Raw genomic sequence first — 15,527 nt, 5'->3', positions numbered from 1 at the left:
GCATTGCAACTCCCAGTACACTGCGTGTTCAAACTCCAACATCCGTTGAACTCGAGGTTTTTGCATGACGCTCAGTCCTTTGGCAGGCAAGCCGGCTCCGGCCAGCGTGCTGGTCGATATTCCCCGCCTGCTCACCGCTTACTACACTGGCCGCCCCGACGCGTCCGTGGCGGCCCAGCGCGTGGCCTTCGGCACTTCAGGGCACCGGGGCAGCTCGTTCGACCTGAGCTTCAACGAAGACCACGTACTGGCGATTACCCAGGCCATCTGCCTGTATCGCCAGGAAAAGGGCATCGATGGCCCGCTGTTCATTGGCGCCGACACCCACGCGCTGTCGACGCCGGCCGCTGCCAGCGCGCTGGAAGTGCTGGCCGCCAATGGCGTGCAGGTGATGCTGTCCAAGGACGACGAGTACACCCCGACGCCGGCGGTGTCCCACGCGATCCTCTGCTATAACCGTGGCCGTACACAGGGCCTGGCCGACGGCATCGTCATCACCCCGTCGCACAATCCGCCGCAGAGCGGTGGCTTCAAGTACAACCCACCCAATGGCGGCCCGGCCGACAGCGACGTGACCAAGTGGGTCGAGGCCAAGGCCAACGAACTACTGGCCGCAGGGCTTGCCGGCGTCAAACGCATGGACCACACCCAGGCGCTGCAGGCACCGACAACCCACCGCCATGACTATGTGAGCAACTACGTTGCCGATCTGGAAAACGTCATCGACTTCGACGTCATCCGCAACGCCAAGCTGCGCCTGGGCGTCGACCCGCTGGGTGGGGCAGGGGTGCGCTACTGGTCGGCAATCGCCGAGCATTACAAGCTGGACCTGGAAGTGGTCAACACCGAGGTCGACCCGACCTTCCGCTTCATGACCGTCGACTGGGACGGCCAGATCCGCATGGACCCATCCTCGCCTTATGCCATGCAAGGCCTGATTGGCCTGCGCGAGCGTTTCGACGTGGCGTTCGCCTGCGACCCGGACCACGACCGGCATGGCATCGTCACCGCCGATGGCCTGCTGCAGCCGAACAACTACCTGGCCGTGGCCATCGACTACCTGTACCGCAACCGCCCGCAGTGGCGTAGCGACGCTGCCGTCGGCAAGACGGTGGTGTCCAGCGGCCTGATCGACCGGGTTACCAAGCGCCTGGGCCGTGAACTGTATGAAGTGCCGGTGGGCTTCAAGTACTTCGCTCAAGGCCTGTTCGACGGTTCGTTGGGTTTCGGGGGGGAAGAGAGTGCCGGTGCGTCGTTCCTGCGCAAGGACGGTTCGGTCTGGGCGACCGACAAGGACGGCCTGATTCCGGCCCTGCTGGCTGCGGAGATGACTGCACGTACGGGTCGCAATCCGAGCCAGGCTTATGCCGACCTCACCGACGCGCTGGGCAAACCATTCGCCACCCGTGTGGAAGCCAAGGCCGATCCGCGCCAGAAAGCGCTGCTGAGCAAATTGGCGCCGGAGCAGGTCAAGTCGACCGAGTTGGCGGGCGAGCCGATCGAGCAGATCCTCAGCCATGCACCGGGCAATGGCCAGGCCATCGGTGGCTTGAAAGTGATGACCGCCAACGGCTGGTTCGCCGCGCGGCCTTCGGGGACCGAAGACATCTACAAAATCTACGCCGAGAGCTTTATCGACGAGGCGCATTTGCAGCGCCTGGTGGCAGAAGCGCAGGTGTTGGTGGATGCCGCAATTGCTTGATTGACCTGATGAAAGAGGGCCGCTTTGCAGCCCATCGCCGGCAAGCCGGCTCCTACAGGTGTTGCACCGCTCTACGGGCCACTGCTAAACCTGTAGGAGCCGGCTTGCCGGCGATGGGCCGCACAGCGGCCCCCCATACTCAAGCCACATCGACCAGCACGATCTCGCTGTCCTCAATGGCCGTTACCCGCAGCACTTCTTCCTCTTCGATCGCTACGCCATCACGGCCCTTGGCGCGCAAGCCGTTGACTTCCACCAGCCCTTTGGCCGGCACCAGGTACCCCCGGCGCCCGGCATCGAAGCGGTATTCAGCCGTCTCACCTGCCTGCAAGGTAGCCGCCACCAGGCGCGCATCGGTGCGGATCTGCAAGCTCTGCTCATCACCCGCCCGGCCGCTGGCCAAGGTCACGAAGCCTTCGCCGCGCTCACCTTTGGGGAACGGCTGGGTACCCCACGACGGTGCATCGCCAACCCGCTCCGGCACAATCCAGATCTGGAAAATGCGCGTGTCGACCTCTTCCAGGTTGTACTCGCTGTGCACGATGCCGCTGCCGGCACTCATCACCTGCACATCACCTGCCTCGGTACGGCCCTTGTTGCCCAGGCTGTCCTGGTGGGTAATGGCGCCCTCACGCACATAGGTGATGATTTCCATGTCGCGGTGCGGGTGTGGCGGGAAGCCGCTGCCAGCCGCGATCAGGTCGTCGTTCCATACCCGCAGGTTGCCCCAGTGCATGCGTGCCGGGTCGTGGTATTCGGCAAACGAGAAGTGGTGGTGGGCGTCGAGCCAGCCGTGGTTGGCGTGGCCGAGGCCTTCGAACGGTCGCAGTTGCAGCATGGTCGGGCTCCTTTAATCAGTGGAATGGCGTAATCATGCTGCAAAAAAAGATCGAAAATAAGCGTGAATATTGGCTGAATACAATCGAATAAGTAGATTGGATATAGCGATGTAAACTGTGCGATTCATCGCCTAATCCACTGATCTGCAAGCATTCGCTGGCGATTTTTTGCCGATGCGGCGAACATGCAGGCTGATTCAATTTTCAACGGAGTGACCGTGGCCCACGAGCAACCCCAGGCCCCAGCCGAACTGACCCCGCCCGCCCAATTGCCCTGGCTGCGGCGCCTTGCCGCGCGGCTGTTGGGCCGTGGCCTCAGCCGCCTGCAGGCACAACACCGCGATTCCTGGTTCCTTGGCCACGCCACCGGCCAGCGCAGTGGCCATGCAGATGGGCTGCGTGATGGCCTGGAGCAGGGGCGGGTCGAAGGTTACGAGGCGGGGCGCCAGGTGCTGGTGATTCGTGATGCGCGCCCGGCCACCGCCGCGGTGCCTGGCCAGGACGATAATCTGTTCGACGACTGGCGCCTGCCGCTGACCGCAGAGCTGAAAAAGCGCTTCAAGGCCGACGTCGCCCAGCGCCTGCCTGCCCAAGCCCAGCCCAGCGCGGCCCAGTGGAAGCTGATTTTCAGCGACACACCGTCCACCTGCGTGGTGGCCGGGGCCGGGGCGGGCAAATCCACCTCGCTGGTGCTGCGCATTCTGCTGCTGCGCCATTACCTGGGCTATGAGCTGGATGCGATGACCGTGGTGACCTTCACCCGTGAGTCACGCAAGGACTTCATCAAGCGCCTGGTGGAGGTGTTCGGGCTGTGGCAGCTCGACCTGCCGCCCGCCCGCGCACGCGAGCTCGTGCGCACCTTCCATTCGCGCATACTGCCGCTGGTGCGCAGCCTGCCGGGGTTCGGCCAGGTGCGCGCGTTCGAGACCCTGGGTAACGAAATGCCTGCGGGGCGCGAAGCGGATGCCGAGAGCAACCCATTCGACTTGCGCCTGAACGACGCCCAGCGTCAGCAGCTCAACCTGTGCTATCGCGACCTGCTCGCCGAAAGCCCACGCTTTACCGAGATTGTCGCGCACCTGCGCCGTGATGCCCTGCAACTCAAACCGCTGGACCCGGACCACCCCGATGTGCAGAAGCGCGTGCAGGTGACCCAACTGGCCGCCCAGCGCGACGAAGAGCTGTGCGACGTGATCGAGGACTTGTGGTTCGCCGCCGGCGTGTGGCCGATCAACGGTATCGAGCCGTGCCGCGAAACGGTCGAGATCCGCGGCAGCCGGTTCCATGTGCATGGCCGCCTGGAGGGCCTGGATGCCTGGGTGGTGCTGGGTTTCGACCCGTCGGAAAGCGCCCAATACCAGCGCCCTGGCGCCAAGCTGGCAGTGCGGGCGGAATGGGCGGTCAAGCGCACGTTGCTGCAGGCATTCTGCGACAAGCCGCTGATCTGGCTGGACAACTACGCCATGGCCCGGCGCCTGGCCGCTTCGCTGGCGGGCGATGCGGTGGCAGGGCCGGGCTTCGAGTACAAGGTCAAAGGCGAACTGGCCCCGGCGCCGTTGCTTGATGCCTTCGTAGGTGCGGCAAGCTTTATCGAGAACCTGGGCCTGGAGGTGAACAGTGCCGTGGCGGCCATGAGCTTCCCGTCCGGTGACAGCGATGCGCTGTTCTTCGAGGCCCTGGCACTGTACTGGAAGGCCCTCGAGGCGCACCTGCTGAACCAGTCGCCACCGGTGATGAGCTACAACCGCATGTTCGCCCTGTTCGGCGAAAACAACCCGGAAAACCTGCAACTGCTGCCGGACCCGTTGCTCAGGCCGTTGGCACACCTGATGATCGATGAGTTCCAGGACGTCTCCCCGCAAATCGTCAGTTGGCTGCGCGCCAGCCTCGCCGAGATCCGCCGCCGTGGCCCGAGCATGCACACGGGCCGCAACGCCCAGCATTCCTCGCTGCTGTGCGTGGGTGACGACTGGCAGTCGATCTACGGCTGGCGTGGCAGTTCGCCCAAGTACTTCATGGAGTTCACCAAGGCGTTCCCGTCACCGGCCAACACACGGGTGATGCTGGTGGACAACTACCGGTGCCAACAACAGGTGATTGATGCGGCTGAGCACCTGGTAAAGGGCACCCCGGCCATTGCTGGAAAGAAGGCGCGTGCCAGTGGGCCTGCCGCCGAGTTGCCTGGCGCGCCGGTCAGGGTCTTCGACCGAGACGAGGCCGTCCTGGGCGAGACGCTCATCGAGCATTACCAACGCGGCGAGTCGGTGATGCTGCTGTACCGCAGGGGCAGCGACAAAGCCCTGATGAACGACCACCTGCAGAATGTGCTGCAGGCCGAAGCGGCGTTGCCTGCAGAGCAGCGCCGCCTGCGCCAGTTGACGTATCACAGCGCCAAGGGGCTGCAGGCCGATGCCGTGTTCATGCTCGGCGACTGTCAATACCTGACCAGTTCACCGTACAAGAACCAGGTGTATCGGCTGGCCGGGCTGGGTCGCTCGGGCGACGCGCAACCGTTCGACACGGCGCAGAAGGAAGAGGTGCAGCGCCTGGCCTACGTCGCGGTGACGCGCGCAGTCAGGCACTGTTACTGGCATGTCGAGGCCACCCAGGGCGAGGCGCCGGGCGCTTCGCGGGCCTCCAGCCAGGTGGATGGCCGGCAGGTGTTCTTCGAGGACTTGCGCGGCCAGTGAGGGCAAAAGCGACTTCGCTCAGCCTGCCTGGGTAAAGGTCGGTCTCGCGCACGTCTGGGTCGGTAGCGGGCCAGCAGCCACGGCGCATCTGCGAGAGGGTGAAGCACGCCATGGGCCAAGGAGAATCACGATGCGCTCACCGTGCAGCCCCAAGGATCATTTGCTTGACCTCAACGGTATCGAAATAGCGGTCCGCACCTGGGGGCCGGAAGACGGCATACCTGTGCTGGCCCTGCACGGCTGGCTGGACAATGCCGCGTCGTTCGAGCGGCTTGCACCGTTGCTCGACGGCTGCTTCGTGGTCGCCCCCGACCTGGTCGGCCACGGCCGCTCCGACCATCGCCGCCACGACAGTGGCTACTACCTCTGGGAGCACGCCGAGGACATGCTGGCGGTCACCGACAGCCTCGGCCTGGCGCAATTCCATGTGCTGGCCCACGGCATGGGCAGCGGCATTGCTTCATTGCTGGCAGCCATGACCAGCAGCATAGCCAGCATGATTTTTATCGACGGCATGGGCGCGCCGTTCACCGTCAGTGAAGGCAGCCGGGTAGAGCACCTGGCCCGCGCCTACCGGCTCAAGCGCATGCTCCAGCGCAGCCAGTTGCAGCGTTTTGGCGAGCCGGATGCTAGCCGCTTCGACAACCTCGAAACGGCCATGCAGCAACGGCGCCGTCGCCTGGATGGTGAATTGTCGGAGGAGGCCGCCCGTGTACTGGCTCAGCGTGACCTGCTGCAACTGGCCGACGGCTATTGTTGGCGCCACGACCCGCGCCTGGTGCTGCCAGAGCCCATGCCATTGACCGAGCGGGAAGCCTGTGACTTGCTCAGGGAAATCCGCTGCCCGCTGTACCTGATGTTAGGCCGGCAGGGCGCATTCACCGCAGGCGCGTTTGAACGGCGCGAGGCGTCATTGCCCGCCAATGCGCGGGTCTCCTGGCACCCAGGGGGCCACCATTTTCACCTGGAGGCACCGGACCGTGCGCTGGTCGATCAGATCCTGCGCGTGCTGGCGCGCCATGAGGGCGGGCTGCTGCAACGGCTGGTCAACGAATAACCGGTAATGGTCGATCGGCCTGCCGATGCGCTATGGTGGTGCACGATACCCCGCCCGCGCCACAAGGAGATCCGGCATGCGACCGTTCGCCATCAAGCACATCGACCACCTGGTGTTGCGGGTCAGCGACCTGCAACGCAGCGTGGCCTTCTACCGCGATTTGCTGGGTTGCACGGTGAGCAGGGTGCGCGACGACCTGGGGATGGTCCACCTGGCCACCGGTACTGCAATGATCGACCTGGTCACCCTCGATGGCCCGCTGGGCCGCCCAGGCGGCGCCGCGCCAGGGCCTGAGGGGCGCAACCTGCACCACTTCTGCCTGCGTATCGAGCCGTTCGATGAGCAGGCATTGACCCTGTATCTGCAAGCAAACGGTGTGGCCGTGGAGCCTGCCGAAAAGCGCTACGGCGCCGAAGGCGAGGGGCCGTCGCTGTATTGCTACGACCCGGATGGCAACCAGGTCGAACTCAAAGGGCCAGTGCCGCAGGGCTTATGACCGGGCTCAGGTGATGCGCCCGTTGGCTGAGGTGGCGGCAGTTTCCGGGGTAATGGCATTCGCAGGTGCTGGCAAGTGGACATCCCGGCAAAGCCGATTATGCTTCAAATACCTTGCTGCGATCCGAGGCGGCCCGCCTCGTCGTGCTTCGCGCAACCAAAGCAAGCCCTAGGGCCTGGGTGCGACGGTGAAATGGGTGTGAGGTACTCCGGCCTGCGATAACCACAATCCGGAGGCAACCCATGGCGGTTCTCGACAGCGCATCCACGGGCAGTAGCGCGCCCCAACGGGGTATCACCAAGGAGGAGCGCAAGGTCATCTTCGCCTCCTCGCTGGGTACCGTGTTCGAATGGTACGACTTCTACCTTTACGGCTCACTGGCGGCGATCATCGCCAAGCACTTCTTCGCCGGCGTCAACGAAACCACCTCGTTCATCTTTGCCCTGCTGGCCTTTGCAGCGGGGTTTGCCGTGCGGCCGTTCGGCGCCATCGTGTTCGGCCGGCTGGGCGACATGATCGGGCGCAAGCACACGTTCCTGATCACTATCGTGATCATGGGCCTGTCGACGGCGATAGTCGGGCTGCTGCCCAGTTATGCCACGATCGGCGTGGCCGCGCCGGTGATCCTGATCAGCCTGCGGCTGCTGCAGGGCTTGGCATTGGGCGGCGAGTATGGCGGTGCGGCCACCTATGTCGCCGAGCATGCGCCCAAGGGCCGGCGTGGCTTCTTCACGGCCTGGATCCAGACCACTGCGACCCTCGGGCTGTTCCTGTCGTTGCTGGTGATCCTGGCCTGCCGCACAGCGATGGGCACCGAGGCGTTCGAAGCCTGGGGCTGGCGCATTCCGTTCCTGCTGTCGATCCTGCTGCTGGCGATCTCGGTGTACATCCGCCTGCAGCTCAACGAGTCGCCGGTGTTCTTGAAGATGAAGGCCGAGGGCAAGGCGTCGAAAGCGCCGCTGACGGAGTCGTTTGCCCGCTGGGAGAACCTCAAGGTGGTGATCATGGCGCTGCTCGGCGGCACCGCCGGCCAGGCGGTGGTGTGGTACACCGGGCAGTTCTATGCGTTGTTCTTCCTGTTACAGACGCTGAAGATCGACCCGCAGACGGCCAACTTGCTGATTGCGGGGTCGTTGCTGATCGGCACGCCGTTCTTCATCTTCTTCGGCAGCCTGTCCGACCGCATCGGGCGCAAGAAGATCATCATGGCAGGCTGCATCATCGCCGCGCTGACCTACTTCCCGATCTTCAAGGCGCTGACCGAGTACGGCAACCCGGACGTGTTCGTCGCCCAGGAGCAGAACCCTGTGGTGGTGGTCGCCGACCCTGACCAGTGCGCGTTCCAGTTCGACCCGGTGGGCAAGGCCAAATTCACCAGCTCCTGCGACATCGCCAAGAGCCTGCTGGCCAAGCGTGCAATCCCTTACCAGAACGTGAAGGCCGAGCCCGGCAGTGTGGCGCAGATCCGCATTGGCGAACGGGTGATCCCAAGCTTTGACGGCAGCCGCCTGCCGGCAGCCGAGCTGAAGACCCAGGGCGACGCCTTTACCGCAACCTTGACCGGGGCCTTGAAAGAGGCCGGCTACCCCGAGAAGGCGGACCCTGCGAAAATCCACTACCCGATGGTGCTGTTGCTGCTGACCATCCTGGTGATCTACGTGACCATGGTCTACGGGCCGATCGCAGCCTGGCTGGTGGAGCTGTTCCCGGCGCGCATCCGCTACACCTCGATGTCGCTGCCCTACCACATCGGCAACGGCTGGTTCGGCGGCTTTCTACCGACCGTGGCGTTTGCCATGGTGGCGGCCACCGGGGACATCTACTACGGGCTGTGGTACCCGATCGTGATCGCGGTAATGACGGCGGTGCTGGGGATCTTCTTCCTGCCGGAGACCAAGGACCGGGAAATTACTTGAGCCTTGTGTAGGGCTTTCGGGCCTCATCGCCGGCAAGCCGGCTCCCCCAGGTACTCCACCAGCCTTCGAAGCAGTGGCGTACCTGTGGGAGCCGGCTTGCCGGCGATGAGGCCGGTATTGAAAAACACCGTCAGTCGAAATACCCACGCAAGCTGAAGGCGTAGCCGATATCCACGTCCTTGGCTTCACCCCGGCTCCAGCGCTTGGTCAAGACGAACTCGAACGCGGGCTCGTACAAACCGTCACGCACCACCGCGCCCCCCAGCACCTCGACGTCATACCAGCCGTTCTCCAGCTCGATGATCGGCCGCCCCGGCACCTGATAGCGCGCCAGCAGGTCGCCGAGGGTCTTGTTGGTGAAATGCTGGAGGATGCGCCAGGTGTACACCATCACCGCACGGTATTCGACCTGCAGCACATAGCCGTTACGCCGGTGCTTCAGGCGGCTGCCCGGTTCGAGCAGGGCCGGGGTGGCGCCATCGAGGGTGAAGATGATGTGGTAGGGCAGGTTGTCGACCCCGGCCAAAGGCAGCACGACACCCTCGCGCACCGCCTGGTCACCGCTGTCGTTATGGGTGAATTCGCTGGCCAGGTCGTCGGGCAGGCCATGTTCATGCTTGAAGCGGTCGAGCAACTGGATGTCGCCGACCAGCAAGTAATCGACCAGGTCGTTGAGCACTTCGCTGAATTCGTGGCGCATTGGTTTTCCTTGTTGTGGCGCACCGGGAACTGCAGCAAATGTAGCGAATGCAACGTTGGCCTGCCATGGCCTGGCGTCAATGCTTCTGGGCGATCTGAATCAGGTTGCCACAGGTGTCGTCGAACACCGCGACGGTGACCGGGCCCAGGTCGGTCGGTGGCTGGGTGAATTTGACACCGGCCTTGCACAAGCGTGTGTATTCGGCCTGGATGTCGCGCACGCCGAAGGAGGTCGCCGGGATGCCATCCTGTCGAAGCGCTGCCTTGTAGGTTTTGGCCGCAGGGTGGCTATCGGGTTCCAGCACCAGCTGGACGCCGTTGGGTTCGTGGGGGGAGGTCAGGGTGAGCCAGCGATGCTGGCCCAGGGGTATATCGTCCTTGGGCTCGAAACCGAGCACGTAATGGTAGAAAGCCAAGGCCTTGGCCTGGTCGTCGACGAGGATGCTGGTGACAACGATCTTCATAGGCGCACACCTTCCTGCGGCTGTTTAACTTCCAGTAAAGACGGTCTGGGCTGATTCTCCAGCCGGGTTGGCTGTCAGTACCGGCCTCATCGCCGGCAAGCCAGCGCCTGCAGTTACCGCACCGCACGTGGATTCGGTGCTTTTGTGCAGGCGCGGGCTTGCCCGCGATGAGGCCGGTAGTGCCGCTAGCAGATCACAGCCAGCCCTTGATCTGCTGCGCCACAGCCTCGGTGGAAATCCCGTACCGGTCATGCAAGGTCGGCAGCGCCCCCGCATCGAGGAACGCATCAGGCAGCCCGATCTGGCGGAAGGTCGGCGTCACGCCATTGCGCAACAGCACGCCGGCCACTGCTTCACCCAAGCCACCAATGACCGAGTGGTTTTCCGCCGTCACCACCAGGCGCCCCGGTTTGCGCGCCTCGGCCAATATCGTTGCTTCATCCAGCGGCTTGATCGTCGGCACATGCAGCACCGACACGTCCACGCCATCCTTGTGTAGCTGCTCGGCTGCCTCCAACGCGCGCATGGTCATCAGGCCACTGGCAATCACCAGCACGTCGCGCCCGCCGCGCACCACTTGTGCCTTGCCCAGCTGGAACTGGTAGTCGTACCGGTCCAGCACCAACGGCACATTACCGCGCAGCAGGCGCATGTACACGGGGCCTTGGTGGGCAGCGATGGCCGGCACCGCCTGCTCGATTTCCAGCGCATCGCAGGGGTCGACGATCATCAGGTTGGGCATGGCGCGCATGATCGCCAGGTCATCCGTGGCCTGGTGGCTGGGGCCGTAGCCGGTGGTCAGGCCGGGCAGGGCGCAGACGATCTTGACGTTGAGGTTCTCTTCGGCAATGGCCATGCAGATGAAGTCGTACGCCCGCCGTGAAGCAAACACCGCGTAGGTGGTGGCGAAGGGGGTAAAGCCTTCGCGGGCCATGCCAGCGGCAGCGCTCATCAGCAATTGTTCGGCCATGCCCATCTGGTAGAAGCGGTCTGGGTGGGCCTTGGCGAAGATGTGCAAGTCGGTGTATTTGGACAGGTCGGCGCTCAAGCCGACGATGTCCTGGCGCTGCTCGGCCAGCGCTGCCAGGGCATGGCCGAACGGCGCCGGCCGGGTTGGCTGGCCCTCGGCGGCAATCGAGGCGATCATCGCCGAAGTGGTCAGGCGTTTTTGCGGTGCGGTCTGGCTGTTCATGCGTGGCTCCCGGCGTCCAGTGCTTGCAGGGCGAGGTCCCATTCGTGTTCGTCGACACGGATGAAGTGGGTCTTGTCGCGGTTTTCGAGGAAGGGCACCCCCTTGCCCATGCGCGTGTCGCAAATGATCACCCGCGGTTGCGCAGCGCTATGCGCACGGGCTTGGTCGAAGGCCTTGACCAAGGCATCGAGGTCGTTGCCGTCGACCCGTTGCGCATACCAGCCGAACGCCTGCCAGCGCTCGACGATCGGCTCGAAGGCGAGAATCTCGCTGGAGTGGCCGTCGGCCTGCTGGTTGTTGACGTCGACGATGGCGATCAGGTTGTCGAGCTTGCGGTGGCTGGCGGACATCACCGCTTCCCAGGTCGAGCCTTCGTTCAGTTCACCGTCGGAAAGCAGGTTGTACACCCAGTTGCTCGAGCCTTTGCGCTTGAGCCCAAGGCAGGCGCCAACGGCGATGCCAAGGCCATGGCCGAGCGAGCCGCCGGTGATTTCCATGCCGGGGGTGTAGGCCGCCATCCCGGACATCGGCAGGCGGCTGTCGTCGCTGCCGTAGGTTTCCAGTTCGTCTTCAGGGATGACACCGGCCTCGATCAGCGCCGCATACAGGGCAATGGCGTAATGGCCGATGGACAGGTAGAAGCGGTCGCGGTGCTCCCATTCGGGGTCGGCCGGGTCCATGCGCAGGGCATGAAAGTAGGCCACTGCCAGCAGGTCGGCAGCGCCGAGCGCCTGGCCGATGTAGCCCTGGCCCTGGACCTGGCCCATGCGCAGGGCATGGCGACGAATGTTGTGGGCGCGCGCAGCCAGAGGCAGCGCACCCGGGGTAGCGGGTACGGCGTTCATGGGGAGACTCCTTGCAGAGGAAATTACACAGTTGGTTGCAGACGGGTTAGCGGTTGACCAGGCTGGCCGGAATGCGGAACACCAGCCCGGCGCCGAAGATCAGCACGGCGGTGATCAGGTACATGCCGATGGCGTTGCTGCCCAGGGTGCTGGTGACCCAGCCGATCAGGAAGGGCGAGCAGAACCCGGCCAGGTTGGCGAAGCTGTTGACTGCCGCGATACCTGCGGCTGCCGAAACACCGCCCAACAGGGTGGTCGGCAACATCCAGAACAGCGACGAGGCAGACAGAATACCGGCGGCGGCCAGGCACAAACTGAGGATCGACAGGCTCAGGTGGCTGGCGAACAGTGCGGCCAGGGTCAGGCCCAGGGCCCCGGCAAGCATGGGGATCGCCAGGTGCCAGCGGCGTTCGCGGTGGCGGTCGCCGCTGCGGCCGGCCAGCAGCATGACGCCGATTGCACAGAGGTATGGCAGGCTGGTCAGCAGGCCGATGTGCAAGGGCTCGCTGACGCCCGCGTTGCGCACCAGCGACGGGAGCCAGAAAGTAATGGCGTACTGGCCCATGACCACACAGAAGTAGATGCCCGCCAGTAACCACAGGCACCGGTCGCGGATGAAATCACCCACCGAGCCGTGATGCACCTTGTGCTGCTCGTCTTCGGCCAGCTCCTTGCGCACCAGCGCCTTTTCTTCATCGTTGAGCCAGTGCGCCTGCTCGACACCATCTTTCAGGTAGCTCAGCACCAGGATGCCCACCAGCACCGTGGGGATCGCCTCCAGCAGGAACATCCATTGCCAGCCGGCCCAGCCATGCACGCCGGCAAAGCGCTCCATGATCCAGCCGGACAGCGGCCCGCCGACCATGCCCGAGAGCGGGATGGCGATGAACCACAGGGCGGTCATCTTGGCCCGCCGATAGGAAGGGAACCAGTACGTCAGGTATAGCAGCAGGCCCGGTGCCAGGCCGGCCTCGGCGACCCCGAGGAAGAAGCGCAGGGTGTAGAACTGCCAGGCTGTCTCGACGAAGGCGAACAGCGCCGAGATGATGCCCCAGGTGATCATGATGCGGGCGATCCAGCGCCGCGCGCCGACCTTGTGCAGGATGATGTTGCTGGGCACCTCGCAGAGGAAGTAGCCAATGAAGAACATGCCCGCGCCCAGGCCGTAAACCGCCTCGGACAGCGCCAGGTCGTCCATCATCTGCAGTTTGGCGAAACCGACGTTGACCCGGTCGAGGTAGGCACACAGGTAGCACAGCATGAGAAACGGCATCAGCCGCCAGGCGGTCTTGCGGTAGGCATGGCTGCGCGCGGCGGTCGCCGCATCGAGGACGAGTGTAGTCATGTCGATCTGATCTCTTGTTGTTATCGATTGCCCCGCCGTGGCGGGGCTCAGATGCGAAATATCATGCCGTGTCGCTTAGTGGATCAGCATGCCCCCATTAACGTCCAGGGTAATGCCGGTCAGGTAGCTGGACAGGTCGCTGGCCAGGAACAGCGCGGCGTTGGCCACGTCCCCGGCTTCGCCCAGGCGGCCCAGCGGGATGCCTTCGATGATGGCGTGGCGGCGCTCGTCCTGCATCAGGCCGCCGGTGATGTCGGTGTGGATCAGCCCGGGCGTGATGGCGTTGACCCGCACGTTGTCCGGCCCCAGTTCACGCGCCATGGCTTTGCCCAGGCCAAGTACAGCGGCTTTGGCGGCGCTGTAGTGCGGGCCGCCGAAGATACCGCCGCCACGTTGCGCCGAGACCGACGACATGCAGATGATGCTGCCCGAGCGCTGGGCGCGCATCGTCGGGATCACGGCCTGGGACATCAGCAGGGTGCCGCGCAGGTTGACGTCGAGGATGCGGTCGTAGTCCTTGCCGGTGATTTCCAGGGTTTTCACGGGCTGGGTAATGCCCGCGTTGTTGACCAGCACATCGATGCGGCCGAAGTGGGCCAGCACCTCGGCCACCGCGTCGCGCACCTGCGCTTCGTCAGCCACGTTGGCGGCCAGGCCCAGGTGGCCCTCGCCGAGCAGTGCGGCGGCATCCCGCGCGGCATTCAGGTCGAGGTCGAGGATGGCCACCTTGGCGCCTTGGGCGGCAAAGGCCTGGGCAGTGGCGCGGCCGATACCGCGCGCAGAGGCGGCGCCGGTGACGATTGCAATCTTGCCTTCGAGTAGCATGGGCAGTGCTCCGGATGATTGTTGTTGTGAGCAGCGGTTCCAGGCAGAACCGATGAGCACAGCTTGGTACCCGCGCCGGCACTGGGCAACGCAGTGCGGTTCAGCCTATGCTGAAAAAAATTCAGCACGGGGCGGTTGTCGGCCACGTAGGCTGGCAACGCCTCAGCCAGTTCACCCAAGGAATTCGATGAATCACGACACGGGCAAGAAGCCCCTTCAGCTCCCACCGCTGAAAGCAATTCAGGCCTTCGAGCAGGCGGCGCGGTTTGGCAACGTCGCTCGCGCCGCCGAACAACTGAACCTGACGCCTTCGGCGGTCAGTCACCAGATTGCCAACCTGGAGGCGTTGATTGGCCGCCCGCTTTTTCTGCGTACAGCCAAGGGCGTGACCCTGACGGCTGCGGGCGACCAGTACTTGCGTGAGGTGTCCGGCATTTTGCAGAGCCTGGCCACGGCCACGGAACGCGCCGGCAGTGCCGTGGGCTTCGATTGCCTGCGCCTGCATTCGGCGCCGAGCTTTGGCCTGCTCTGGCTGCTGCCGCGGCTGGAGCAGTTCCGCGCCAGCCACCCGGACATTCAGATCAACCTGTCCTGTTCCTACGAGGCGCTGCATTTCGGCCGCCACCAGATCGACGTGGACATCCGCCACGGTTACCCCAACTGGCCGAGCCTGGAAGTGCGCACCATCCGCCACGAACGCACCACGGTATTGGCCTCACCGGCCCTGTTGGAGCGCCAGCCGATCCAGCAGCCCGCCGACCTGCTGGGGCAAAACCTGATTCTGTCCGAGTCGGCACTGGTGCAATGGCCGCAGTGGTTTGCCCAGCAGGGTGTATCGCTGCCGCAGGCGCCATTCGCCTTGAGTTTCGACCGCTCGTACATGAGCCTGGAGGCGGCGAGCCATGGGTATGGCTTTGCCCTGGAAAGCTCGTTGCTGTCACAGGACTATGTGGCGCGTGGGCAGTTGGTGGCGGTGTTTGGCGCCGAGCAGGCCAGCCCGGTGAGCGCGCACCACCTGGTGTTTCCGCGAGGGCACGCGGAGTTGCCGCGGGTGCGGCGGTTTCTGGCGTGGATGCAGGGGCAGTTGGGGCATGATTTCAGCTATTGAGGTGGCGGTGCGGAGTTCGCCGATGATTTTTTAGGGCCCTTGAGATCGAGCGCCGCCCGCGCGGCGCTTCGCGGGACAAGCCCGCTCCCACATTTGTTGCAACGTGCCATTCCAGTCAGGCCATGGTTGTCCGCCTTGGCGCATGACTAAAGACAGGTGAGGCGGCAGCAGTGCCAGCCGAAAAACCTCGTCGAGCCACTAAGGCTGACAACTATGGCTTATCAGGCCATGGCACGTTGCAACAAATGTAGATACCGTCTTGACCCTCACCCTGCAAGAGCGATTTTGGGATCAAACGGTATCCCCGACTTCACCACCCCGTAAACCAGGTGCAGCAGCTTGCGCATCG

At 64.2% G+C, this 15,527-nt stretch carries 13 protein-coding genes; 6 read left to right on the top strand and 7 right to left on the bottom strand.

Annotation, left to right across the window (positions count from 1 at the left end):
- Positions 1-64: 64 nt before the first annotated feature.
- Positions 65-1,702 (top strand): phosphoglucomutase (alpha-D-glucose-1,6-bisphosphate-dependent), encoded by a 1,638-nt coding sequence (gene pgm, locus ABEH27_RS24250; RefSeq protein ID WP_346615999.1) that lies wholly within the window; start codon positions 65-67, stop codon positions 1,700-1,702.
- 139 nt (positions 1,703-1,841) lie between these two features.
- Here the strand turns inward: pgm and ABEH27_RS24245 are convergent, their stop codons facing one another.
- Entirely contained in the window at positions 1,842-2,540 is a 699-nt protein-coding gene (locus tag ABEH27_RS24245) for a pirin family protein (protein ID WP_346615998.1), read from the bottom strand.
- Positions 2,541-2,726: 186 nt separating this feature from the next.
- Here ABEH27_RS24245 and ABEH27_RS24240 point away from each other — a divergent pair, with 186 nt between their 5' ends.
- The 4 genes from ABEH27_RS24240 to ABEH27_RS24225 all read left to right on the top strand — a co-directional run bounded on the left by ABEH27_RS24240 (position 2,727) and on the right by ABEH27_RS24225 (position 8,700).
- A complete protein-coding gene (locus ABEH27_RS24240) occupies positions 2,727-5,231 on the top strand; it encodes a UvrD-helicase domain-containing protein (protein WP_346615997.1) in 2,505 nt (834 codons plus the stop codon).
- A 130-nt stretch (positions 5,232-5,361) separates the two neighbouring features.
- Positions 5,362-6,288: an alpha/beta fold hydrolase gene (locus ABEH27_RS24235; protein WP_346615996.1), complete on the top strand. Its 927-nt coding sequence runs from the start codon at positions 5,362-5,364 to the stop codon at positions 6,286-6,288.
- 76 nt (positions 6,289-6,364) lie between these two features.
- On the top strand, positions 6,365-6,784 hold the full coding sequence (locus ABEH27_RS24230) for a VOC family protein (RefSeq protein WP_346615995.1): 420 nt from the start codon (positions 6,365-6,367) through the stop codon (positions 6,782-6,784).
- Positions 6,785-7,026: 242 nt separating this feature from the next.
- Positions 7,027-8,700, top strand: coding sequence for an MFS transporter (locus ABEH27_RS24225; RefSeq protein ID WP_346615994.1), 1,674 nt, complete (start codon positions 7,027-7,029; stop codon positions 8,698-8,700).
- Positions 8,701-8,830: 130 nt separating this feature from the next.
- Here ABEH27_RS24225 and ABEH27_RS24220 read toward each other — a convergent pair whose 3' ends face one another.
- The 6 genes from ABEH27_RS24220 to ABEH27_RS24195 all read right to left on the bottom strand — a co-directional run bounded on the left by ABEH27_RS24220 (position 8,831) and on the right by ABEH27_RS24195 (position 14,070).
- Complete coding sequence (locus tag ABEH27_RS24220; protein WP_346615993.1) at positions 8,831-9,400, bottom strand: hypothetical protein; 570 nt, start codon at positions 9,398-9,400, stop codon at positions 8,831-8,833.
- 76 nt (positions 9,401-9,476) lie between these two features.
- Positions 9,477-9,863, bottom strand: a complete 387-nt coding sequence (locus ABEH27_RS24215; protein ID WP_346615992.1) for a VOC family protein — start codon at positions 9,861-9,863, stop codon at positions 9,477-9,479.
- A 193-nt stretch (positions 9,864-10,056) separates the two neighbouring features.
- Positions 10,057-11,055 carry a transketolase family protein gene (locus tag ABEH27_RS24210; RefSeq protein WP_346615991.1) on the bottom strand — a complete coding sequence of 333 codons (999 nt, stop codon included), beginning with the start codon at positions 11,053-11,055 and terminating at the stop codon, positions 10,057-10,059.
- Positions 11,052-11,900: a transketolase gene (locus ABEH27_RS24205; RefSeq protein ID WP_346615990.1), complete on the bottom strand. Its 849-nt coding sequence runs from the start codon at positions 11,898-11,900 to the stop codon at positions 11,052-11,054. The genes ABEH27_RS24210 and ABEH27_RS24205 overlap by 4 nt, the downstream gene beginning before the upstream one ends.
- Before the next feature lie 46 nt (positions 11,901-11,946).
- Positions 11,947-13,245, bottom strand: coding sequence for an MFS transporter (locus ABEH27_RS24200; RefSeq protein ID WP_346615989.1), 1,299 nt, complete (start codon positions 13,243-13,245; stop codon positions 11,947-11,949).
- Between the two features lie 75 nt (positions 13,246-13,320).
- A complete protein-coding gene (locus tag ABEH27_RS24195; protein ID WP_346615988.1) occupies positions 13,321-14,070 on the bottom strand; it encodes an SDR family NAD(P)-dependent oxidoreductase in 750 nt (249 codons plus the stop codon).
- 187 nt (positions 14,071-14,257) lie between these two features.
- On the opposite strand from ABEH27_RS24195, the gene ABEH27_RS24190 reads away from it, so the two are divergent.
- Positions 14,258-15,178, top strand: a complete 921-nt coding sequence (locus ABEH27_RS24190; RefSeq protein WP_346615987.1) for a LysR substrate-binding domain-containing protein — start codon at positions 14,258-14,260, stop codon at positions 15,176-15,178.
- Positions 15,179-15,527: the final 349 nt, after the last annotated feature.

This window comes from Pseudomonas sp. P39-UII1 (assembly GCF_039672635.1).
Taxonomy (GTDB): domain Bacteria; phylum Pseudomonadota; class Gammaproteobacteria; order Pseudomonadales; family Pseudomonadaceae; genus Aquipseudomonas.
Note: the sequence above shows the minus strand (reverse complement) of the source record. Positions and strands in the feature narration are given on the sequence as shown.

Coding starts and splice junctions, on each gene's coding strand:
- pgm (WP_346615999.1), top strand. CDS start 65: ATGACGCTCAGTCCTTTGGCAGGCAAGCCGGCTCCGGCCAGCGTGCTG.
- ABEH27_RS24245 (WP_346615998.1), bottom strand. CDS start 2,540: ATGCTGCAACTGCGACCGTTCGAAGGCCTCGGCCACGCCAACCACGGC.
- ABEH27_RS24240 (WP_346615997.1), top strand. CDS start 2,727: ATGCAGGCTGATTCAATTTTCAACGGAGTGACCGTGGCCCACGAGCAA.
- ABEH27_RS24235 (WP_346615996.1), top strand. CDS start 5,362: ATGCGCTCACCGTGCAGCCCCAAGGATCATTTGCTTGACCTCAACGGT.
- ABEH27_RS24230 (WP_346615995.1), top strand. CDS start 6,365: ATGCGACCGTTCGCCATCAAGCACATCGACCACCTGGTGTTGCGGGTC.
- ABEH27_RS24225 (WP_346615994.1), top strand. CDS start 7,027: ATGGCGGTTCTCGACAGCGCATCCACGGGCAGTAGCGCGCCCCAACGG.
- ABEH27_RS24220 (WP_346615993.1), bottom strand. CDS start 9,400: ATGCGCCACGAATTCAGCGAAGTGCTCAACGACCTGGTCGATTACTTG.
- ABEH27_RS24215 (WP_346615992.1), bottom strand. CDS start 9,863: ATGAAGATCGTTGTCACCAGCATCCTCGTCGACGACCAGGCCAAGGCC.
- ABEH27_RS24210 (WP_346615991.1), bottom strand. CDS start 11,055: ATGAACAGCCAGACCGCACCGCAAAAACGCCTGACCACTTCGGCGATG.
- ABEH27_RS24205 (WP_346615990.1), bottom strand. CDS start 11,900: ATGAACGCCGTACCCGCTACCCCGGGTGCGCTGCCTCTGGCTGCGCGC.
- ABEH27_RS24200 (WP_346615989.1), bottom strand. CDS start 13,245: ATGACTACACTCGTCCTCGATGCGGCGACCGCCGCGCGCAGCCATGCC.
- ABEH27_RS24195 (WP_346615988.1), bottom strand. CDS start 14,070: ATGCTACTCGAAGGCAAGATTGCAATCGTCACCGGCGCCGCCTCTGCG.
- ABEH27_RS24190 (WP_346615987.1), top strand. CDS start 14,258: ATGAATCACGACACGGGCAAGAAGCCCCTTCAGCTCCCACCGCTGAAA.